The organism is Lysobacter capsici (assembly GCF_018732085.1).
Lineage (GTDB): Bacteria > Pseudomonadota > Gammaproteobacteria > Xanthomonadales > Xanthomonadaceae > Lysobacter > Lysobacter capsici_A.
Window position 1 is genome coordinate 4696912 of sequence record NZ_CP076103.1, and the last position, 23657, is coordinate 4720568.

8 protein-coding genes are annotated in these 23657 nt (G+C 68.6%); all 8 read right to left on the reverse strand.

Annotated features, from left to right (window positions below; genetic code table 11):
• Window position 1: 1 nt before the first annotated feature.
• Window positions 2–2410 (reverse strand): penicillin-binding protein 1B, encoded by a 2409-nt coding sequence (mrcB, locus tag KME82_RS19600; protein ID WP_430538742.1) that lies wholly within the window; start codon window positions 2408–2410, stop codon window positions 2–4.
• Window positions 2411–2976: 566 nt separating this feature from the next.
• Window positions 2977–3933: a glycosyltransferase family 2 protein gene (locus KME82_RS19605; protein ID WP_215495497.1), complete on the reverse strand. Its 957-nt coding sequence runs from the start codon at window positions 3931–3933 to the stop codon at window positions 2977–2979.
• A gap of 1 nt (window position 3934) precedes the next feature.
• Window positions 3935–4966: a glycosyltransferase family 2 protein gene (locus KME82_RS19610; protein WP_215495498.1), complete on the reverse strand. Its 1032-nt coding sequence runs from the start codon at window positions 4964–4966 to the stop codon at window positions 3935–3937.
• Window positions 4957–5160 (reverse strand): hypothetical protein, encoded by a 204-nt coding sequence (locus KME82_RS19615; protein WP_215495499.1) that lies wholly within the window; start codon window positions 5158–5160, stop codon window positions 4957–4959. The genes KME82_RS19610 and KME82_RS19615 overlap by 10 nt, the downstream gene beginning before the upstream one ends.
• A 206-nt stretch (window positions 5161–5366) precedes the next feature.
• On the reverse strand, window positions 5367–6872 hold the full coding sequence (locus tag KME82_RS19620; protein ID WP_215495500.1) for a hypothetical protein: 1506 nt from the start codon (window positions 6870–6872) through the stop codon (window positions 5367–5369).
• A gap of 519 nt (window positions 6873–7391) precedes the next feature.
• Window positions 7392–8921, reverse strand: a complete 1530-nt coding sequence (locus KME82_RS19625; RefSeq protein ID WP_252255430.1) for a hypothetical protein — start codon at window positions 8919–8921, stop codon at window positions 7392–7394.
• Window positions 8922–9187: 266 nt separating this feature from the next.
• Window positions 9188–23098 carry a putative Ig domain-containing protein gene (locus KME82_RS19630; RefSeq protein ID WP_215495501.1) on the reverse strand — a complete coding sequence of 4637 codons (13911 nt, stop codon included), beginning with the start codon at window positions 23096–23098 and terminating at the stop codon, window positions 9188–9190.
• A gap of 259 nt (window positions 23099–23357) precedes the next feature.
• Window positions 23358–23546 (reverse strand): hypothetical protein, encoded by a 189-nt coding sequence (locus KME82_RS19635; RefSeq protein ID WP_215495502.1) that lies wholly within the window; start codon window positions 23544–23546, stop codon window positions 23358–23360.
• Between the last annotated feature and the right edge of the window lie 111 nt (window positions 23547–23657).

Here is a 23657-nt window from a genome sequence, read left to right on the forward strand (position 1 = left end):
ATTACTGCTCCGGGGACGGGGGATTGGGCGCCGGCTCGCGCGCAGGTTCGTCCTTGTCCTTGCCGATGCCGAACCACTCGCGCCAACCGCCGCCGCTGGATTCCTCGGTTTCGGGCTGCGGCGCCGGGCACGGCGCGTACTGCGGCGCGAAACCGGCCACGAACGGGAAGCGGCGCGCACCGGCGCAGCTCGCGTCGGTGGTGTTGGTGCCGACCACCGACTGCCAGTCCAGGCCCTTGTCGGTGACTTTCAACGGCGCGCTGGGCAGGCGCGAGAAGATCGACGACCACACCCGCATCGCGCCGGTGGCGCCGTACAGGCCGGTGGTCTGGTTCTGGTCGTTGCCGACCCAGATCACCGCCAGATGATCGCCGGTCCAGCCGGCGAACCAGCTGTCGCGGCCGTCGTTGCTGGTGCCGGTCTTGCCGGCCGGGGCCAGCCGGCCCAGGCCATCGCCGACCAGCTGGCGGCCGGTGCCGTTGGTGATCGCCTGCTGCAGCGCGATGGTGATCAGGCGCGCGGCGATCGCGTCGCCCTCCTGCGCCGGCGCGGGTTCCTTGTCGTAGCGCTTGACCGCCTTGCCGTTGGCGTCGAGCACGCCGCGCACCGCGTGCAGCGGCTGGATTTCGCCGCCCGAGGCGAGGAACTGGTACAGCTGCGCCATCGCGTAGGGGCTTTGATCGACCGCGCCGAGGATCAGCGACGGGTTGTTGTCCGGCGCCTCGATCCCGGCCAGGGTCTTGATCAGCGCCGAGATGCGCTCGGGCGCGACCTGCATGCCGATGCGCACCGTGGCCTGGTTGTAGGACATCGCCAGCGCATCGACCATCCGCACCATGCCGTGGCTGCGGCCGTCGGAGTTGCCCGGGTTCCAGTTGCGGCCGCGGCCGAGCTTGACCGTGACCGGCGAATCGTCGATCCACGAGCTGAGGTTGAACTCGCCCGGCTGCGCCAACGCCAGCAGGTACACGAACGGCTTGAGCAGCGAACCCACCGGCCGCTGCGCTTCGACCGCGCGGTTGAAGCCGTGCTGGGTGAACTCGCGGCTGCCGACCACGGCGAGCACTTCGCCGTTGTGCACGTCGGTGACCACCAGACCCGCCTGCAACGGCGGCCGGCGCTTGTTGTCCAGGCCCTTGAGCGTGCGCGCGACCGCGCCCTCGGCCTGCGCCTGCGCCGACGGCGACATCCCGCTCATGACGCTCAGGCCGGCGCCGGCCAGCGCATCGGCCGGGTAGTCGCGGGCCAGCTGGCGGCGGATCAGGTCGACATAGGCCGGGAACCGGTTGGCGGCGATGTTGCCGGGATTGGCGGTGATCTCCAGCGGCGCCTTGATCGCGCGGTCGTGTTCTTCGGGCTTGATCAGGCCGGTCTCGAGCATCTCGCCGAGCACGAAGTTGCGCCGCCCCAGCGCGCGCTCGGGATTGCGCCGCGGATCGTAGTACGACGGGCCGCGCACGATGCCGATCAGCAACGCGATCTGCTCGGTGTTGAGATCGCGCAGGTCGCGGCCGAACCAGAACTCGGACGCGGCCGACACGCCGTGGATCGCCTGCGAGCCGCGCTGGCCCAGATAGACCTGGTTGAAATAGGCCTCGAGGATCGTGCGCTTGTCGTAGCGCGCCTCGATCAACAGCGCGTAGATGATTTCCTTGCCCTTGCGGGTCAGGGTCTGTTCCTGGCCGATGCCGAGCAGGCCGCTGCGCGCGAGCTGCTGGGTCAGGGTGCTGGCGCCCTGCTTGGCGCGGCCGGCGGCGACGTTCTTGAACGCGGCGCGGATCATGCCGGTGATGTCGATGCCGATGTGGCTGTTGAAATCGCGATCCTCGACCGCCTGCAGGCCGGTGACCAACAGCTCGGGCACCTCTTCAATACGAACCAGCCGCCGCTCTTCCTGCTTCTGCCCGTACAAGGTGGCGATGCGCGCCGGGTCCAGGCGCGCGACCTTGAGCGCCTTCTTCGAGGTCAAATCGCGCAGGCTGGCGACGCGGCCGCCGGACACCACCACTTCGATCCGGCGCGGCTGCACGGTGCCGTCGACATCGTTGAAGCCGCGGCTGGCCACGGTGAAACGGCCGCCGTCGCGGGCGTAGGTGCCCGGGCGTTCGCCGCCGTCTTCGCGATAGGAGGCCGCGTCGAGTTCGGTCTTCAGCGTCGCCGGGTCCAGCGCCAGGCCCGGCGCGAGTTCCAGCGGCCGGCCGTAGACCCGGGTCGGCAGCTGCCATTGCAACTGGCCGAAGCGTTCGCCGACTTCGTGATTGAGGTAGAGCGTGTAGGGAATCAGGAACCCCAGCCCCAGGCCGATCGCGGCCAGGGCCCAGGTCACCAGACGGCGGCGCCAGGTCGGCGCCGGGGCGCGGTCATCGCGGTCGTCGTCGCGTTCGTCTTCGTCGTAATCGATTCGGGCCACGGATCTGCAACACAGGGAGTCGCGGGCAAGTCTAGCGCAGGCGTCCATGGCCCGTGCCCGGGCCGGATGGCAGGGGCATGACGCATTCAGACCATGTGAATAAGCGGTGGTTCAGGGATTTGGGGCTTGGGTCGGGTGGAATCGTGGCGATCCAGGCGATGCGCGCGCTCCAAGAACCGAGCCGCGTGCCGCGAGGTTTTTTGTGGGAGGGGCTTTAGCCCCGATGCTTTTCGATCAGATCAAGTTGTTGTTTTGACCTGGAGCGGTTTTGCCTGAGACCGGTTTGCCTGGCTATCTGAGCCAAAAGCGTCGGGGCTTAAGCCCCTCCCACAACAGCATGAGCCTGGGGCCTGGCCGATGCCATGAGGTCTTTTGTGGGAGGGGCTTCAGCCCCGATGCTTTTCGATCAGCGCGAGGGGTTAGTTCGGGCTTGAGCGGTTTTTCATTGATGCCGGTTGCGCCGCTATCTGAGACAAGGGCGTCGGGGCTGAAGCCCCTCCCACAAGAGCGCCCCGACAAAAGCCTGCGCACGGGGTTTCGCTTTGGAAGGCTGTGTGGGCAGTGGGTCAGTCCACTTCCAGCGGCATCGGCCCGTCCCGCCCGCGCAGGCCATCGCGCAGGCCGCGCAGCATCGCCTTGAGATAGGCCCGCCGCGGTTTGAGGAACACGGCGGTGCCGACGAACTTGAGCAGCAGCCGCGGCAAATCCTGCGCGGCCCAGCGCCGCGGCACTTCAGCGCGGCGGTACAGGGCGATGCGGTTGCGCATCATGTAGTACAGCCGGGTCGGGCTGTGGACCACGGTGCGGTAGGGAATCAGCCGCGAGACCTGCTCCAGCTCGCCGATCCGGTGCTGCATGCCGGCATCGCAGATGCCGTACAGGCGATAGCCATGGTGCTTGGCCCGCGAACTCCATTCGATGTCGACGTTGTCGATGAACAAGCCTTCGTCCATGCCGCCGACGGTGTCCAGCACCTCCAGCGGCAGCAGCGTGCCCGAGGTGATCAGGAAATCGCAGTCGATCGCCTGGCCCGGCCCGCCGTACAGCTTGCGGTTGAGCGGAAAGGCGATCCGCACGAACGGCGCGACCGCGCCGGTGCGCTGGTCGCGAAACTGCGGCCCGACCGCGGCGACCGGATGCTGCGCCTGCAACTGGCGCAGATGGCGCTGCAACACCGCGACCATGTCCGCATCGACGATGCTGTCCTGGTCCATCAACAGCAGTTGCGCGAAACCGGCCGCGCGCGCGGCGCGCGCGGCGTGATTGATCGCGCTGCCCAGGCCGACGTTGCGGTCGCTGCGGAACACCTCCACGCCCTGCCCGCGCAGCCGCTGGAAATACGCGTCGAGCGCCTCGCCGGGACTGGCGTTGTCGAAGATCCGCACCCGCCCGACCTGCGGCCGGATCGCGGCGACGACCTGATCGAGCAGTTCGATCTGCGGGTGGTAGGTGACGATCGCGGCGCAGACGTCCGTGGCTGGGACCGGCGACGGCGCGGCGACAGCCGGCAATACGGGCTGCATGTCAGCGCAGCCCCAGCAGGTCGCAGACCATCGAACGCAGACCGGCGGAATGATCGAGATAACGGCCCTGGCGCCATTCCTCGCGCACCAGCGGCCAGCGCCGGGCGAAGTTCGCCGGCAGGTCCAGGCGCAGGCGCAGATGGGCGATGCGCGCATCGATCGCGGCACGCTTGGCCGCGCCCACGTCCACGTCCAGGCCGCGACGCTGCAGATGCTCGCGCAGCGAGTCGAGCTTGGCGATCATGGCCTGCATGTGTTCGCGCCGTTGCCGGCCGCCGCCGAGCCGCTCGATCAGGCTGCGCCGACGCGCGCCGATCTGGTTGCCGCCGTGCTGGCGGTAGCCCATCGTCGGCGCCTGCACGCAATCGATCTCGCCGGTCGCGGCCGCGATCAGCGCCAGCCATTCGTCGTGGACCCAGGCGCTGCGTTCCAGCTCGGGGTGTTCGATGTCGGGAATCGGCAACGCCTGCGCCAGCACCTCGCGGCGCAGCGCGGTGGTCGCGCCGGTCACGATGTTGCGCCGGACCAGCACCTCGAAGCCGCGGCCGGCATGGATCGCGGCCAGTTCGGCGGCGCTCACTTCCAGGGTCTGGAACATGCGCCGGCCCAGGTCGCGGCCGTCGCCGTCGATCAGCCGCGAGTCGCTGTGCAGCAGGTTAAGGCGCGGCCGGGCGCGGAATTGTTCGAGGTAATCGGCGAGCTTGTCCGGATACCAGACATCGTCCTGATCGCACAGGAACACGATGGCTTCCTCGGCGCGGCGCAAGGCAGCCTCGAAATTGCGCAGATAGCCCAGATTGCGCGGATTGCGCTGCAGGTCCACGGCGATGCCGCGCGCCCGCGCGCGTTCGGCGAAGGCTTCCAGCAGCGCCCAGGTATTGTCGCTGGAGGCGTCGTCGGCGATCACGATGCGCTGCGGCGCCAGGGTCTGCGCGAGCAGGCTGTCGAGTTGCTGCGGCAGGTAGCGCGCGCCGTTGTAGGTGCACAGCACCACCGCCACCGTGTCCGGCGCCGGGCTCAGGTTCAACGCCATGCGCGCTCCGGCGGCGCGGCGAACGGGCGCGGCGCAACGCGAACAGCAGGCAGGGCGGAGATCGGGTCGAAAGGCACCGGGGCGGTCTGACGGCGGAAACGGCCGGCATTATCGCCCAGCGCCGCGTCGGCGGGAGCGGCGGCGCTGAACGGTCGCCAGCGGTCGATCCGAGGCCGGCGCGATGCGACGGCCATCGCGTTCGCGGTATCCGGCCCGGCCGGGCCGCGGAACCCACGCGCGGGCCGGCGTGGGAGGCCAACAAAAAACCCCGAATAGAAAGCCCCCGATCGATGGATCGGGGGCCTGCCGCGAAACTGATCGCGCGGCCCGGATCAGCGATGCAGCGCGATCGCAGCGGGAAGCATCGAAACCTCGGCGCGTCCCGCGTGGCGTTGCGCGGTTACGGCGTGGCCGTGCGCGAACGCTCCTTCGCACCGGCCGACACGCCGCGCACATCGGTGCTGGTGATGGTGTGGCCCGGAATGCCCAGGTTGAAACGGATCGTACTGAAGCTGATCCACGGCGCGCTCTGGGTCCCGCTCTGGCCGCCGGCGAACAGCTGCGGGTTGTTGCCCTGCGCGTCGGTGATGATGATTTCCGCGTTGGGCTGGTTGCTGTTCCAGGTGATGGTGGCGGTGCAGATCGAACCGCCGATCGGGATCACGCAGGGATTGGGGCTGGCGCTGATCGAGCCGGTCGGCTTGGGTTTGACGTTCACCACCACGTTCGGGGTGGTGTCGCCGAACCAGGCGATGCCTTCCTTGACCAGCTTCCATTGGAAGTTGTAGTTGCCCGGCGTCGACGGCGGGATCACGGTGAAGGTGAAAGTGACGTTCTGCTGCGGCGCGACGGTATACGGCACATCCACGCGGCGCAGACCCCAGGTCAGGTTGTCGCCGGGATTCTGCGAGCCCAGGCCGAGGAAGTCGTTCGGCCGCCAGGTCTGGCCGCTGGTGTTCTTCATCGTCACCGACACCGTGGTCGGCACGCCGGCCAGCATGGTCGGGTTGACGCTCTGGCTGACGAAGCTGCCGAGCAGGCCGTGTTTCACTTCCTTGCCGATCGCGGTGTAGGACGCCTTGAGCGAAGCGTGGGTGCGCACGCCGTTGGTATCGGCGTGGCCCCACAGGAACGGCAGCAGCATGATCACGCGCGCGTCGCCCTTGGCGATGGCGTACATGGTCTCGGGCGTGTGCGGCGAGTTGTCGAGGATGCCGCCCACGCCGGCCTGCGGAACCATGATCTCGCGCTGTTGCGGGCGCATGTAGTCCTGCAGGTCGCCGACCGTGTCGATGTAACCGCTGTCGTTGGCGCCGTAGTTATTGACGCCGACCCAATCGACCAGGCGCAGACCCTGCGCGGCATCGCGGAATTTCTTGCTCAGGATCATCGCGATCGGAATCCCGGCGGTGCGGGTATCGGCGCGGATCACGCTGACCGCGTTGGCGAGCAAGGGATGGGCCGCACCGCCGACGTCGGCCAGGCTGTGCCGTTCCGGCTCATCGACCGGATAGAACGCGGCCACCGTGCTCCGCGCGGGATCGCCAGGCACCAGGAAACCTCGGTTGACCAGGTCGCTGACCAGCCCGCGGAACGCGGTCGTCGGGTCTTGATGCTGGCCGTAGGTGATATTGGAACCGGAACCGGAAATGGTGAACAGGAACGAGTCGACCGAAATGATCGCCTTGACGCCGTTGTCCTTGGCTTGCTGCAACTCGGCGAGAATGGTGGTGCTCGCGGCGTTGCTGTCCCTGCCGGTCCACACGTGGGTGATGTTGGTGTGGTCGGTGTTCTCGGGCTGATAGTTGTTGTTGGCCCAGTAACCGAAGTACTTGACCTCGGCTTGCGCGGCCAGCGGCGCGGTGGCGGCCAGCAGCAGGGACAGCGTCAATGCGGTGCGTTTCATGAAAAGTCCTTTTGATGACGAAGGGGAGCCGACAGTGCTTGCGGGGGGGGGAATCATGGCGGCGGCGGCGCGCGGCGGTGGCCGCGCGCACGAAACGTCCGCCGATCCATAGCGACCGGCGCGACCGGTGCGCCGACCCGCCGTCCGGTTGCGCGGCGTGAGCGGCGGCATTCGGGCGGCGGGCATTCATGACTCGCGGAATACGCGGGAAAGGGATCATCGCGCGCGCGCGAATCGCAGCCCACGCCAAGCGCCGGCAAGACAGCTCTGAAGAAAATCCGCTCGCAGGTTCGAGCTACCCGGCCGGACCGTTCGCACCGGCCGGTCGTGCCTCGGGCACGGCAACGCCGGCGCGGATGTCGCCGATCGGATTCGAACGCAGACAGACCGTCGCTATCGCGCAACGCGGCAGACAGTTGGGGTGTGGGGCGCCTTTCGCGCAAACCGGCGAGCGCTCGCATCGCCGCGAGCCCCTGCCCGGCGACCGTGCGAGCGCGACGAACTATCGGCGGCGCGCGCTCAATTCGCCGCTGCCGCCGCCTGCACCCGTGCCGCCAATTCGCTCAGCCCGGTCGCGCCCGGATCCAGCCGCCGCGCCGAGTCCAGCGCGCTGCGCGCGGCATGCAGTTCGCCGGCGCCCAGGCGTTCGGCGCCGACCGCGATCCAACGTTGCGCCAGTCGCGTCGCCGCCTCGCGCACCGGCGCGCTCGCGCCTTCCAGCGCGCGCCGCGCGTCCAGGCATTCGCTCGCGCGCACCAGCCGATTGCCGCTGAGTTCGGTTTCGAAACAGCGCCTGGCCGCCGGCAGCAGGCGCGCGGCGGCGTTGCGCACCGCCGGATCCTGCGGTGCGATCGCCTGCGCGGCGCGCAATTTGTCGTAGGCGCTGTCGCCCGGCGGGGTCAGCAGGTCGCCGCGCTGCTCGGCGGCCGCGGCTTCGTTGAGCAGGCGCCGCAACGACTGGCGCCGCGCCAGCGGCGGTTCCTGCTCGAAACGTTTGCGCGATTCGCGCGCGCGATCGAGATGTTGATGCGCCAGCGTCACCGCGGGCGCGTCGACCGCGAGTTCGCGCGCGCGGTCCAGCTCGGTCTGGGCATCGGCGAAACGGAAGTCGGCGGCGTAGCGCTCGCTGAGCGCGGCATGCGCATTGGCGACGGCGACCAGGCCGCGCTGCGCCGCTTCGTCGCCGGGCTGGATCGCGAGCAGGTCGCGATAGGCCACGACCGCCAGGTCCAGGCGCTGCCGGCGCAGCGCCTGATCGGCTTCGCGGCGGCGTTGTTCGGCGTGGCGCTCGAGCACACTCAAGGCATCGGGCAGATCGGCGTGGCCGGGATCGGCCGCCTGCACCCGCGCGATGCCCTGCGCGCCGCGCGCGAGTTCGCCGTGTTCCAGCGCCTGCCGCGCCTGCTGCAGCAGGTCGGCCAGGGTGTCGTCGCGGCCTTCCAGCGCATCGTTGCGTTGCGGCTGCAGCTCGAGCACGCGCAGGTACAACGGCAAGGCCGCGTCGGGCGCGCCGTCGAGCCGACCTTGCGCGCGCGCGGTCGCCGCCTGCGCGATCAGCCGGTCCAGCCCCGCATGCGCCGCTTCGCGCTCGCGCAGCCGCCGCGCCAGCGCCTCGACCCGATCGCGCGGCGTCGCCAGCTCGCGCGCGAGGTCGAGCCGTTCGCGGGCGAAATCGAAATGGCCGCCGTCGATCGCCTGGCGCGCCTGCACCAGCGCCATCGCGCCGACCTCGGCCAGCCCCTGACGCGCATCGCTGCGATCGGGGTCCAGCGCCAGCGCCGCCTCGTACAGCTCGCGCGCGCCGTGGCCGTCGGGGGCAGTCAGCTTGCCTTCGTTGAGCGCCTGGGCGGCCTGTTCGCGCAGGGCCTGCAGCCGGGTTTCGGGCCACAGCCAGTCCGACAACGGCGTGCGCAGCACGGCGAGCGCGAGCCCCAGCAGCGCGATCGCCGCGACGATCAGCGGCCATTTGAAGCGACCGCGCACGGCCTGCCGCCATTCACGTCCGCGGCCGGCCGGCGACCGGAAATCCAGGTCGCGCCATTCGCCCATCGAAGGCTCGACCCGGCGCCCGCCTGGGGCGTTCGCGCCGGATGCAGCCGATACGGGAGACGGGTCGTGAGTCACCGCGACAGGATAAGCCCGCGATGATGACGGCGGCGACATTGGGCTCGCCATCGACAGCGACGCGCACAGCGTCGCCGCGACCGGCCCGGCGCGCGGGACGCACCCCCGCGCCGATCGCCGCAAGCGCCGACCGCCCCGCTCGCCGCGGGACGGTTACCCAAGCTTCGCCCGCCCAGTGCCCGACCGCAGGCTCAGCGCACCGGGAACAGGTACAACTGCACGCCCTTGGTCAAGGCATAAGCCGCCATATCGTCCAGGGTCTGCAGGTGCCCCGCCGTGCCGGCGGAGGACTGGTACGCCACCACCAGCTCGCGCGACTTGATGTCGCCGGGGTTGATGGTGACCGTGCGCACCTCGCCCGCGGCGCGGATGTTCTGCGTGTGCGAGGTGAAGCCGGCCAGATCGTCGACCTGGGATTTCAGCAAGCTCTTCAGGCTGCCGAGGCTGGCGTAACTGCCCGCGTCCAGATCCACGCTCTTGACGCTGACCGCGTGCCCGGTGGCGGCATCGAACCCGTCGATGGTCTTGAAGTTGCCCAGGCGCAGCCGCCCGGGGACCTCAGCGAAGATGTAGTCCTCGATCAGCACGCCGCGTTCGAACGAGCCCAGGTCGAAGGCGCTACGGAGCTCGGCCGTGCTGTAGCGGGTCAGGTTCTCCGAACGCCGGACCAGCGAGCGGATATGGCGCCGGATGCTGGCCTCGGAGTTTCCGGCCTCGGCCTCGCCCGAGGTCGAGAACAGGAACAGCGCCTGGATCAGCTTGCCCGCCTTGCCGCCGATTCCGCTCAGGGCGATACCGACGCCGGCGGAAACCTGTTCGCGCTCGGCATTGTCCAGGGTCAGCCGGTAATGGCGCGGCGACATCAGGCCCATGTCGGCCATGTCGCGCATGTAGTCCTTGTCCATCTCGATGGCCATGACTTGGCCGGCGGACACGACATTGCCCACCAACGGAAGCATCGACGCGAGATCGGCCGGCAGCGAGGTGCTGCCCAGGTCCTGCGCGCCGGCGGCCAGGGTGTTGTACAGGCCGGTATTGCTGTCGAGCCGGCGTTCGAGCACGCGCTCGGTGTTTCTCAGGGTCTCCAGCATGCCCGAGCCCAGCCTGCGGCGAATCTCCTCGACGCTGCTCTGGCGCAGATCCTCGGGATCCACGCGCGCGGCTTTCAGCAGCGGATGTTCGCTGTCGCCGACTTCGATCGCGCTCAGCAAGGACAGCATCGGCGTCAAGTCGGTGGCCGAGCGGTCCAGGATGAAATCCAGGGCATCGATGACGGCGTAGGCGTTGTCGATGAGATCGTTGTGAACGTCGGCGAGGTTCCAGCCTTGCTGCGAGAAATACGGCCGATCGGCCTGCAGGCGGCTGAAGCGCGAACGCAAGGTATCGCGCAGGGAATATTCCTTGGGCTCGAAGCCCGGCACGTAGCTGATATCCAGGGCCTGGCCCGGCATCTGGCCGTAGGCGAAGGTCTCGGCCTCGCCGTAGCCGCGCTGCGCGCGCTCGCTTGCGCCGCGTTCGGCGCGGCCGGTCGCGTCGCGGCCGGAGCCGGCGCCATCGGCGTCGCGGCTGGCCGCTTTGCCGCGCTTGAACGCGCGCGCGATGGACTGGCCCAAGGCATTGCCGAACGCATCCAGGGCGATGGCGCCGTAATCGACCTGCGCATCGATGCCGAAGCCGCGACGCACATGCAGGCTGACCACGCCCTCGACCGCGCCGGCCGCGAACTGGGTGAACAGCCCCTCGCTCTGCAAGCCCAGCGCCTGGTTGGCGCCCGCGGATATCAGGCTGCTCACCGCGCCGGTCGCCACGCTTCGCCAACTGAAACCGGCCTCCAGGCCCGCGGCCTTCTGCCCGACATAACCGGCGGCCGCCGATCCCGCCGCCACGCCGGCGGCCTTGAGGTACTCGCCGCTCTTGAGCAGATCACCGACCGAACCGAACTGCTGGGCCAGCCCGCCGGTGATCGCCCCGGTCACCGCGCCGGCGGCGACGTTGCGCCAGCTGAAGCTGCTGACGCCCATCGCGCTGCCGACGGCCTGACTGGCCGCGCTGCCGGCGGCGCCCGCGGTCGCGCCGGCGAGCATCGCGCTGCCAGTCGCGCCGAGCCAACTGCTCGCGACACCGGTCATCGCCCCATACGTCACCACCGACACCACCACCGCGACCACCACCATCAGCACCATCGCCACCGCATTGCAATGCTGCTTCGGCGGCGGCGGGATGATCGGTATGTTCGGCGTCGTCGAACCGATCGCCTGCGCCGGATCGTAAGGCCTGAACGTGGAGGCGTCGTTGCTGGCGACGGTGGTGTTCGGCGCGATCAGCTGGGTGCCGGCCACCAGTTCCTGGTCGGGATCGCCCAGGCCGTTGGCGTCGGCGAGCAGATACCACAATTGCTCGGTGCCGTAGACGCGCGCGGCGAGCTTGCGCAGGGTGTCGCCCGCCTGCACGACCAAGGTGTTGCCGCCCGCGTCGTAGTAGCCCAGCCCGCCCAGGCTCTGGATCTGACGGCTGTAGAAGCTGCTGCCGCCGCCGGTGATCTGCTTGCCTTCGCGCAACTGCGCCTGCTGCTGCCCGCCGCCGTGGACGAAATAGTAGTTGCCGGGCGCGCCGGCGCCGTCTTGCGTGAACAGTCCGTTGTGCATCACGCCTTCGCGGCGCGTCAGCACGCTGCCGTCGCCGTTGTAGCTGTAGTAGCGCATGCGGTCGTCGGCCACGCCCGGGATGTTTTCGCGCTGCGAACGCAGCCGTCCGAACGCGTCGTAACTCAGGGTGTTGACGGTCGCCTGCTGCCCGGGCCGCGTACCGGTGACGGTTTTTTCCTGATAGCCGTCCCAGCCGTAGTAGGAATACGTGTACGTCTGCTGCGCGCTCGTATTCGCAGTGGCGCTGTAGTGATAGCTCATCAACCGGCCGGCGGCGTCGTAACCGGTCGCGCGGGTGTCGGCCGGCGGAATGCCGGGGCCGGCGACGCGCCCGGTATTGATGCGGTAATCGACGTAGGTCTTGCTCTGCAGCCGGCCCAGGTCGACGAACTCGGGCGCGGAGTCGTGCTGCGCGGCGACCACCCAGCGGATATCACTCGGGCGCCCCTTGGTGTCCAGGCTCATCAAGCGGCCATCGGCGTCGTACAGATAGAGTTCCGCGCCCGACAGCCAACCGCCGTAGCCGACCGTCTCGCGTTCGCCGCCGGGGAGAAGATAGGAATAGCTCGCCGATGCCTGGTAGTACTCGCGCATCTCCAGCAGGCGGTTGTTGGCGTCGTAGCTGAAACGCTTGCGCACGCCTTCGAACGCGCTCATGCCGTTGTCGACGATCTCGCTGTGGAACTCGATCGTGCGGTTGCCGCGCAAGTCGTAGCCGGAGCGCTCGATGCTCAGCACCGGCGACAGGGTCGAACCGTTCGGATTCCGCTGCAGTCTGAAACGCGCGACGATGTTGCCGGCGGCGTCGTACTTGAGTTCGTAGGATTCGGGCTCGACGGCATCGAGCTGGATCTGCCCGTTGTTGAGTTTGCCGTTGTTGATCTTGAGCCGGTTCTCGGCGTCGTAGGTGAACCAGTATTGGCGGGTCTCGACCGGCACCGTCGCGGCGATTTCGTCCAGGCCCGGTTCGATTCCGCTCCCGCCCTCCTCGCCCTTGCCGCCCTGGGGCTGCGCGAGCGCGCTCATGTCGAAGCTGAAGCCGTCCGAATCCGACGCGGGCTCGGCGACGAGCTGCGGTGGTCCGGACTCGATATCGATCCTGACCGTCACATTGGCCACGCCGCCGAGCCCGTCGTTCGCGGTCAAGGTGAGGTTGCGCGTGCCGACGCTGGCGCCCCGGGTCGCGGTGAACACGTGGCCGCGTTGCGGATCGAACGCATAGCCCAGGCCGGCGAGATTGCCGCTGATCGAGTAACTCATCGGATTGCCGTCGGGATCGACGAACAGGTCCGTCGGCAGGGTCTCTTGCGATCCCATCGGCGGGATCGAATCCTTGTAGAACTGCAGTGCGTGCGGGCCGGGCGCGGCCTGCGGCGGACGATTGGGCTGCGGCGCGTTGACCCGCAGCGCCATCGAAGCGGTCGTGGTCGCGCCGTAACGATCGGACACCGACACGACCACGTGGTAATCGCCCGATGCGGTCGGCGTGCCGGCGAACTCGCGGCTGATCGGGTTGAACGCAATGCCGGGCGGCAAGGTCGCCGAATTCACCGCATAGCTCAGCGGCGCATGCACGTCGAAGGCTTCGGGCATTTGATAGACGTAGGCCGCGTTCTGGTTCGCGGCCGGCGGGGTCAGCGTCGGCAATACCGGCGGCGCGTTGTCCTGCACCCGGATGCGGAAACTCACGACCTCGCGGCCGCCGCGACCGTCGTCGCCGATGTAGTCGAGCCACAGGTCGCCCAGTTGGTCGGTGGCGCCGGTGATCCGGCGCGTGACCGGATCGAAGCTCAGTCCGGGCGGGAGTCCGGTCACCCGCACGGCGAGCGGATCGCCGTCGCCGTCGTTGAACGCGGGCAGCGGCGGCAGGCTGTTGCTGCCGTCGCGGAACAGGATCATCTGTCCGTCGTCGATCGGCGCCGACAGATACGGGTCGCTGTTGAACGCGCGGGCGGTGATCTTCAGCCGCGAATAGGCGACCGCGCCGGACTCGTCGGTCGCGCTGAAGGTGATGTCGAACATGCGGTCGGGCGTCATGTCCGCGGGCACGACGCCGGCCAGGCGCAGCAACGGCTGCCCCTGTTCGTTGGTTTGCTGGAACGACAGCCAGTTCGGCAGGCCGATGGCGTTGATGGTCAGGCGATCGCCGTCGGCATCGCCGAACACCGAGGCCAGCGGCGCGCTCCAGCTGAAATCGCGGCCGATCGTGGCCGAGCGCGGCGGCAGTTGCGCGGTGCCGGTCGGCGCGGTGCTGGCGACGACGCGGATGCGCAGGGTCTTGTACGCGCTCAGTCCGTCGGCGTCGGTCGCGCGCAGGCGCAAGCTGTAGTCGCCGGCGGCCGTCGGCGTGCCGCGCAACTGCAAGCTGCCGCCGTCGGCGCCGATCGTCAGCCACGGCGCCGCGGGACTGACGCTGTCGAGCTGCAAGCGCAGCACGTCGCCGACATCGGTGTCGCGGAAGTAGTCGCCGACCCACAGGTCGCGGTTCAAGGCCTGCCCGGTCTTGATCCGCAATTCCGGCACGCTGGCGTCGATCACGGCCGGCGCCTGGTTCGGCCCCACCGTCAGGAAGAACGAAGCCGCGTTGCTCAGGCCGCCCGCGCCGTTCTCGGTCGCGGTCAGGATCACTTCGATCGATTGCGCCATCCCCGCCGGCGGATTGGCGATGAAACGCACGTGCCCGTTCGCGTCGGGCGCGCCGACTTGCAGCCACGAGGGCCAGGCCTGGTTGTTGCCGGCGCGGACGGTGAGGGTCATCGGGTTGTTTTCGGCGTCGCGGAACACGTCGCTGAACAACAACGAGAATTCCGCGCTGCGGCCGCTGCGCAGCGAGCGCGACGGCGGCGGCTGCACCACCGTGGGCCGGGTGTTGTCGCGCGTCACGCCGTTCACGTCCGGGCCGTAACCGGAACTGGCGCTGACCTGACGGCGATTACCGACCGCGTCGTAGCGGTAGCTCATGTCGAAGATGCGCTTGAGCACGCCGCCGCTCGCGTTCAACTCGTCGGTGGACACGCGCTGGATGCGGTTGTGGCTGTCGTACAAGGTGCGGGTCAGGGTATGCACCACGCGGCCGGAATCGTCGCGGGTGTCGACCTCCTCGACGGTGCGGTTGCCGGCCGCGTCGTACTCGTAGCGATAGACCGGCGTGGCGCTGCCCTGTTCGTAGATCGCCTTGATCCGGCCGTTCGGATAGTAGGTGGTGGTGCGCAGCGCGTTGCCGACGTTCAGCGATGCGCCGCCGCTGTGGTCTTCGCGGGTCAGCTGGCCGGTGATGTCGTCGTAGCTGTTGTGCTGGCTGCGGCCGGCGAGATTGACGTGGTCGCGCAAACGGCCTTGCACGTCGTAGGCCCAGGTCATCGAGTCGACGCCGTTGTGCTCGTAGGTCTTGCGGCCCTGGCTGTCGTACTTGTAGCTGGCGACCGCGCCGGTCGCGCTCTGGCTGCGCAGCAGCTGGCCGCGGCTGTCGTACTCGTAGCCGATGCGGTTGTTGTAGGCGTCGAACAGCTCGATGCGGTCGCCGTGCTGGTTGAGCGTGTAGCGCTGCTGGACATTGCGGTCGCGCAGGCCGGCGGCGTTGGGCAGGTAGTCGCCGATCGCGACCACCCTGCCCTGGGTGTCGTAGTCCTTGAAGGTGAGGTAGCCGAGCGGGTTCTGCACCAGGCGCTGATTGCCCAGCGCGTCGAAGCCGAAGCGGGTCTTCTGGTTCAGCGCGTCGCTGGACGCGACAAGGCGGCCGGCGGTGTCGTATTCGTTGGCCCGGGTGTTGCCGTTTGCGTCGCGGGTCGCGACCAGGCGGCCGAGCGCGTCGTAGAACCACTGGTTGACCGGCCGCGTCCAGGTGGCGGCGCCGTTCTCGCCGACCACTTCGACCAGGGGCCGCTCGTCGCGGGTGACTTGATTGGCTTCGTTGTAACGGTAGTCGGTGCGGAAACCGCGGGTATCGATGATCTGCAGCGCGTTGCCCCAGCGGTCGAGCACGCGGGTGGTGGCCGGCTTGGGCAGTTGGGTGTCGGCGGTGTACGCGGGCAGTTCGCTGGCGGTGATGCGGCCGAGCCGATCCAGGCTGTGCCGGGTCAACGCGGTTTCCACCGCGCCGTTCGCGCCGAGCACCGATTGCCATTCGCGCGAGCGCTGCCCGGCGAGGTTGTAACCGTAGCGGCGCACGCCGCCGCTTTCGTTGTCGCCGACCAGGCGCCCGGCCAGATCGTATTCGTACGTCAGCACGCCGGTGGCGCCGCCATGGGTCTTGGCGGTGATCTCGCCGAAGGCGTTGAAGGTCGCGACCTCGTCGACATCGGTGTAAGTGAACGAGTTGTCGAGGCGTTCGCGCATGCGCTGGGTGCGCACGCGCCGGCTGGCGTTGTCGCCGATCAGCGGGTCGTAGGTATATCTCTCGTGCTGCCGCAGCGCGCCGCCGGGCTCGCTGGCGGTGGTCAGCAAACTCCAGCGATCGGTGATGCGGTCGAGCGCGTCGTAGCCGATGAAGGTGCGCGACCCATCGGCGGCGAATACCGTCACCGCGCGGCCCTGGCCGTCGTAGCGCACTTTCTCGACCTGATCGCGGGCATCGTCGGCGACCGCAGTGCCGCCGCTGACATTTCCGTTGGCGTAGCGGCGGGTCTGGATCACGTTGCCGAACGCGTCGTAGAGCATCTCGGTATACGGCGAACGCCATTGATACAGCAGGTCCGAGGTCAGGTCGTGGCCCGCCAGCAACAATGGATCGACGGTCGATGGTGGCGCCAGCACCCGGCGCGCGGCCTCGGTCACGCTGGTCACTTGGCCCAGGGCGTCGTAGGCGGTGGAGGTGGCGACGCCGTCGGTGGTCAGCCGGGTCAGGCGGTCGTTATCGTCGTAGTCGTATTGCGACAGCACCTCGCGCACACCCGAGCTGCCGGCGCTGTCGGCGTAGTGGCGCCGCGTGTATTCGCGGAACTTGCGGCCGAGCGCGTCGTATTCGAAACGGGTGACGCGATCGAAGCCGACGACCTCGTCGCCGGCCGCCGGCAACGCCGCCGGCAACGCCGGCGGCGTCGCCGCGCCGAGCCCGGCGGTGGCGATCGCGCGCGCGTACTGCGTGGTTTGCCTGAGCTCGCCGGTCGGGTAGTACTCGTTGCGGGTGAGGTAGCCTTCGGCATCGACGCTGAGCACCAGCCGGTCGAGGTCGTCGTAATAGAAATAGCTGTCGGCCCAGCGCGCGTTGGCATCGGTGCGGCTGCCTTGCAGCAACACCGATTCCCTGACCTTGCGGCCGTAGGCGTCGTATTCGAACTGGGTGGTCGGCTGGCCCTGCGCGCTCACGCCATCGTCGCGGAAATACTCCAGCGCGCCCTGCTCGACCCGCTCCAGCAGCCCGCGCTTGTCGTAGACGCTGCGCACGACCCGGTCGCGGGCGGTGTCGACGACCGTGCCGGCGTCGGCCTGGGCGCGGCTGATCGCGCTGCCCGGGGTCCATGGCCCGATCAGGGCGAAGTTGAACTTGCTCGCGCTGCGCTTGAGTTCGGTGCGTTCGCCGAAGGCGTTGTAGTCGTAGCGGGTGACGAAGCCGTCGGCGTCGATGTCCTGCAGCAACTGCCCGCGCTCGTCGTAGACCTTGTAGCTGTAGCGGCCGAGCACGTCCTTCTGCACCACCGCGCGGCCGAGCGCGTCGTAGCTCACCTGGGTGGTCGGACGCGTTCCCTGGAAACTCAGCGCGCCGCTGGCCGGGTCGATCACGCCGGCATCGGCGAACCGGGTCAGGGTCTGGCGGCCGGCGTTGTCGTACTGGTACTCGGTGACGCGCGCGTTCGGCTGGCCGTCGTCTTCGCTTCGCAACACGACCTGGCCCAGCGCGTCGTAGATCGTGCGGGTCACGATCTTGCGGGTGGCCTTGACGATCGCGCCGCCGGCATCGATGGTCGCCACCTGCACCGGCGGGCTGGTCTCGGTGATGCGGCGTCCGGCCGCGTCGTAGCCGTAGCGCCACTCGTAGTGGTTCTTGTCGATCATCCGCTCGAGCAGGCCGGAACCGTCGTAGAAATAGCGCTCCTCGGCAACGCCGTTGCCGACCCGCTCGACCCGGCCGGCGGCGTCGTAGCGGGTCGCGCTGAAACGATCGCCCATCGCCGATACCGCGGCCGCGACCGCCGTCTCGATCATCTGCGTGTTCGCGCCGATCAAACCGTCGTAGCGGCGCACCACGGTCAGGCGGCCGGCCTCGTCGTATTCGTTGCCGGTCACCGCGCCGGCGTCGTCGACGCTGTAGCGCAGGCGGCCGGCGCGATCGTAGACGTAGTGGCTGCGGCGCGAGTTGTCGGCGCCGCCGGCCGCGGCCAGCGCGTTGCCGACCGCGAACACGTCGTCGCCGGTGCCGATCGCGATACGCGCGCCGTAGCTGAGTTCGGCGAGCACGCGGCCGCTTTCGTCGTAGCGGCGCTCGCTGACGGTGAGCGTGGCCGCGCCGTCCTGGACCAGGGTGTAGCGCTCGCGGCCGGCGTCGTCGTAGACGTGGCGGACCACGCGCGTGTCGCTGCCCGGCAACGCGCCGGTCAGGCCGGCGATCTCGGCAGCCGTGGCCGTGCCCAGGCGCAAGCGGTCGAGCAGTTGCGCGCTCAGCGCGAGCGTGCCGGCGTAGCGAAGCTCGGCGGCCAGGCGGCCGGCCGCGTCGTAGCGGCGTTCGCTGACCCGGCTCTGCAGGTCGATCACGAAGCGCACGCGGCCGTCGCGGTCGTAGACCTGGAAACCGCCCTGATCGCCGGCGCTGGCGGCGACCAGCGCGTCGAGTTGGGCGATGCTGGTCGCATCGCTCAGGCTGGAGACGGCGATCGGGTTCAAGTACGCGCGCGTGGCCACTTCACGGCCGGCGGCGTCGTACCAGTGTCGGGTCACCGCGCCGTTGGGATCGACGCTGTAGATCGGGCGATTGGCCTGATCGTAGTAGCTGCGATAGGTGAAGACCGTATCGGCGACGTAGCGCCGGATCAGGTTGTCGTTGGCGTCGTAGACGTAGTCGGTCGTCAGCCCCAGACCACCGGGATCGAGGATTTCGCGCGTGCGCCGGCCGAGCGCGTCGTACTCGTAGCCGATCTTGCGCGGCGTGGCGGTGCCCTCGCCTTCGGTGACGCTGATCTGGCGGCCGAGCGCGTTGTAGGCGTAATTGGTGCGCTGATTGATGCCATCGGGGTCGCGCGCGGTTTCGAGCAGGCGGCCTTCGCGGTCGTAGCGATGGCGGGTGACCTTGCCGCTGGCGTCGGTCACCCGGATCTGCCGGCCCTGGCCGTCGTATTCGTATTGGGTGACCAGGTTCAGCCCGGCGGGATCTTCGATCCGGCGCAGCAGGCGCCCGACCGGGTCGTAGCGCATCTCGACCCGGCGCCCGCTGGCGTCGGTGCTGGCGATCAACAGGCCGCGCGTGTCGTACTCGCTGCGCGACTCGTTGCGCAGCGTGTCCATCGCCGACAGCAGCCGGCCGTTGCGGTCGTACTGGAACTCGCTGATCGCGCTGCGGCCGCCCGGCAGCGCCTGGGTCACGGTCTGCTGCTGGCCGAAGCGGTTGTAGACCGTGGTGACGCTGACGTTTTCGTCGCTGATCACCTGCATGCTGCGTGCGGCGGTGTCGTAGATGTAGCGGGTGCGGCGGCCGCTGGCGTCGAGTTCGCTGAGCACGCGGTCAAAGGCGTCGTAGGCGGTCGCGACGATCTCGTCGCGACCGGACACGGTCTGGGTGCGGGTGATCTGGCGGCCGCGCCGGTCGTAACCGAAGCGCACGATCGCGCCGCGCGCATCGGTGCTCTGCACGGTCTGGCCGAACGCGTCGTAGGCCCACGACAGGTGCCGCGCCACCGCGCTGCCGACCGCGTCGTCGCGGCTGGTCAGCAAGCCGCGCCTGTCGTAGACCGAGTCGATGCGCAGCGCGACATTGGCGCCGATCAGGCGCTCTTCGCGCACGCGGTCGCCGTAGCCGTCGTAGCTGTAGCGGGTGCTCGCCGATTCGGCGTCGGTCGCGCCGGTCAATTGGCCGCGGCGGTTGTAAGCATACGTGCGGCGGCTGTCGCTGGCGGCGGTATAGGCCAGGGTGGTCAGCGCGGTGGCGACGCTGTCGCGGTCGCCGGGCACGGCGATGGTCAGCACGCCGGTATACGCGGTGGTTTCGATCGCATCGCCGAACGCGCTGTAGCGGACCTGGCTGACTTCGCCGCGCGCGTTGAGCACGCCGGTCGTGCCCGGCAGCCCGCGCACGGTGTAGGTCGGGCGGCCGTCGGCGTCGTAGAAGTACCAGGTCTTGTGACCGTCGGCATCGATGCTTTCGATGCGCCGTCCCAGGCCGTCGTAACCGTGACGGGTGCCGTACTGGGCGAACACCGCGTCGATCTGCGCCTGGGTCATGTCCGGGCGCAGACGGTTCGTGCCTTCGCCGTCGAGTTCGCCGATCAGTTCGCCGAACACGTTGTAGCGCAGCCGGCCCTCGCGCACTTCGCTGGTGTCGGCCGCGAGTTCGGTGCGGACGAGATTGCCTTGCGCGTCGTAAGTGTTGCGGGCGACCGTGCCCTGCGGATCGGTCTGCACGCTCAGGCGGCCCAGTGCGTCGTAGCCGCGACGGGTTTCGCGCACGCCTCCGGCCTGCACGCGGCTGAGCAAGGTCGCCAGGGTTTCCGTGCCGGTCAGGCCGGTCAACCGGGTTTCGAACGCGCGGGTGGTGTCCTGGGCCAGGCGTTCGTTGCGCAGGTACTGGGTCAGATAGCCTTCGGCGTCGAGCATCGCCAGAGTGTTGCCGCGTCCATCGAAGAACCACAGCGTGGCCCGGTCCTGCGCGGTGGAGGCCGGGCGCATCTGGCCCAGCGTGGCTTCGCGCAGATTGGCGGCCACGGCGGTGGCGTAGGCGACGCTGCGGGTGCGATTGCCGGCGAGGTCGTAGTTGTGTTCGAGCAGATAGCCCTCGGCGTCGAGGCGGCCGAGTTCGCGTCCCATGGCATCGAAGAAATAGCGCGTGATCCGCTCTTCGTTCTGCGGCGCGTTGGCGCGCGGCAACTGCCGGGTGCGGATCAGGCGGTCGTTGAGGTCGTAGCTGAAATAGGTGACACGGCCTTCGCCGTCGGTTTCGACGGTCTTGCGGCCGAGCAGGTCGTAGAACGTGGCGACGGTGCGGTCCTGCGCCGTGGCGGTCGGCCGCACCAGGGCGATGTCGGTCGGTACCTGGGCCAGATTCGGCGAGGCCGGCGGCGCCGGCATCCAGGTGCGGGTGTCGAGCGCGGTCGCGTAACGCACGGTCTGGACGATGCGGCCGAAGGTGTCGCGGACGTATTCGACCAGGGCGCCGGTCGCGTCGACCTCGCCGACCAGTTGCCGTTCGACGTCGTAGAACAGATAGCTGCGCCCGCCGTTGGCGTCCTGCACCGCGCGCAACAATCCGGCGCGGTCGTAGAGGTTGCGGGTTTCGCGCGTGGTGGTCGCACCGCCGAGCGCGCGTTCGCTGACCAGCACCACCTGCCCGGCGGCGTCGCGTTGTTCGATCCGGACCCGATCGTTGCTGAGGTCGCCGTCGCCGACCGCGCCGCCTTCGACGATCGCGATCGCCAGCCGCTGCGAATCGGTGTAGGCCCAACTGCGCGACTGCAATGCCACGGCGTTGCGGTCGAACACCTTCTCGGTCAACAAGCGGCCCATGCCGTCGTAGACGTAGACGGTGCGGCGCAGGTCCGCGCCGTTGGACGCGCTGCGTTCGAGCACGCGGCCGCGCTCGTCGTAGCGATAGCCTTCGACAAGATCGGCATCGGTAACGATGCCGTTGCCGACGGCGTCGACCCCGGCGTAGCGGCGCCAGGCCACGCTGCCGAAGGCGTCGTAGCTGTACTGGGTCAGGCTGCTGTTGGCCTTGCGCGGCGCGGCGCCGGCCCAGGCTTCCAGCGCGGCCAGGGTGTAGACGCCGGTGTAGGTCGCGTCCAGGTACTGGCGCGACTTGAGCAGGCGACCGACACCGAAACCGGCGCTGGCGTATTCGCTCTCGCTGACTTCGCCGGCGGCGTTGACCACGAAGCGCAGGCGATTGGCCGCGTCGTAGATATAACGGGTGATCAGCGCGTTCGCCGGCGGCGGCAGGCTCTTGCCGGTTGCGCTGTCGGCGACGGCGCCCGCGCCGGCACGGCCGAGAATGTCGCCCTCGTCGACTTCGTAGACGGTTTCGCTGGTGACTTGGTTGGCGGCGTTGAAGGTCCGCTCGGTGACGCGGGTGATCACCCGCAGCCCGGAGGAAATGAATTCGCGCTGCTCGATCGCATTGCCGTTGTCGTCATAGCGATAGACCCGGCCGGCCACGCCGTCGATCATCGCGGCGGTGAGATTGCCGTCGGGGTCGTACTCGTAGGTGTAGGTCTCCTGCCAGCCGCCGGCGGACGGCTGTTCGGCGGCGATCAGTTGATTGCTTTCGTCGTAGTAATAGACCCAGGTGCGCCCGGTCGAATCGCTGACCCGGGTCGAGCGGGTCTCGCTGTCGTAGGCGAAGCTCAGGGTCTGGCCCTGGCCGTCGGCGTCGTTGTCGTTGAGATCGCCGCGGGTCAGCGTGCGCACCCGGCCGAGCGCATCGTAGGTGTAGCTGACCACAACGCCGTCGCTGTGCTGCACCGATGCGATCTGCAAGCTGCTCGCATCGACATAGCTATACACGGTGCGGAACAGATGGCCGTCGTTGCTGCCGGCAGTCGCGCTCCAATCGTCGTCGCTGGCCTTGCCCGGGGTGAGGTCGTGGGTCACCGTGCTCAAGCGCCCGGCCGTGTCGTAGCCGTACCAGACCCGGCCGACCGCTTGGCTGCCGGCATAACTGGTGACGCTGGCGAGGTTGGCGCCGCTGTAGGTGAACTGCATCCGGCTGAGGTTGCCGTTGCCGTCGTTGGCCGCGACTTCGGTCACGCGGCCTTGCGGGTCGTAGCTCAGGTTCCAGGTGGTCGGCTGCAGCGGATCGCTCTTGAGATCGCGGATGCGGGTCAGGCGGCCGCCGCTGCCGAGGTCGGAATAGGTTTCCTCCAGCCGCGTATCGCCTTCCTCGTAGAGCCACTGCATCGCCTTGCCGTCGCGGCGCAGGCTGTCGTGCGCGCCGTCGCCGACGGTGGAGCGATACAGATCGTTGGCCACGAAGGCGAAGTCCTGATACGAACCGTCGCCGCTATGCCGGCGCATCACGCTGCCGGCCTGATTGAGCGTGCCGATCAATTCGATCCGCCGCTCGAACCCGGTCAGCCAGCCGTCGCTGCCGGCGCCGGCGAAGGTGCCGCGGCTGTTGTAGGTGCGGCTGAAGCCGACGGTCATGCCGCGCATCACGACCTGGTCGTCGAAACTCTGCAGCAGCAGGTTGCCGGTGGCGATGTTGACGTACTGGCTGTCCTGCCCCTGGCCGTAACGCGCGCTGGCGCCCAGGCCCTTGCCGATCTGGCTGAAGGAACTGTTGAACAGTCCCAGCCCGCTGCCGGAAATCACTGCCGCCATCGTCGTGTCCTCGAGCATGGTTACGGCCCGGATTGGTCGGACCTGTCGAAGAACTCATCCGCGCTGACGGTGCGCGGGTTTAGGTGTTTTGGCGGGGAATGTGCGGTTTTGCGATGCGGCGAGCAGAAGTGGAAATTGGGTGCGGAATTTCGCGGATTGGGTGATCCGTTTTTTGTGGTTGTTACGAGTTGTATTTTTTAAGGGTGGGGGGTTGGTTGGTCGAACAGGGGTGTTTTTGGCGCGGTGGGGGGAGGTTCGGCTACAAGCAGAAGCAACAGCAAATCCCCCCTGCCCCCCCTTTTTCAAAGGGGGGAACAGCAACAGCAACGGCAACAGCAACGGCAATGGCAATGGCATTGGCATTGGCATTGGCATTGGCATTGGCGTTGGCATCGGCAGTACAAGTGGCTGTGACAACAGCAATGGCAACGGCGACGGCAATGGCCACGGCGAAGCTGTCGCCGCAGCCATCGCGACCACAAACTCAATCACCGCTGCCGTTGCTGTTACCCCCCTTTGAAAAAGGGGGGCAAGGGGGGATTTGCTGTTGCTGTTGCTG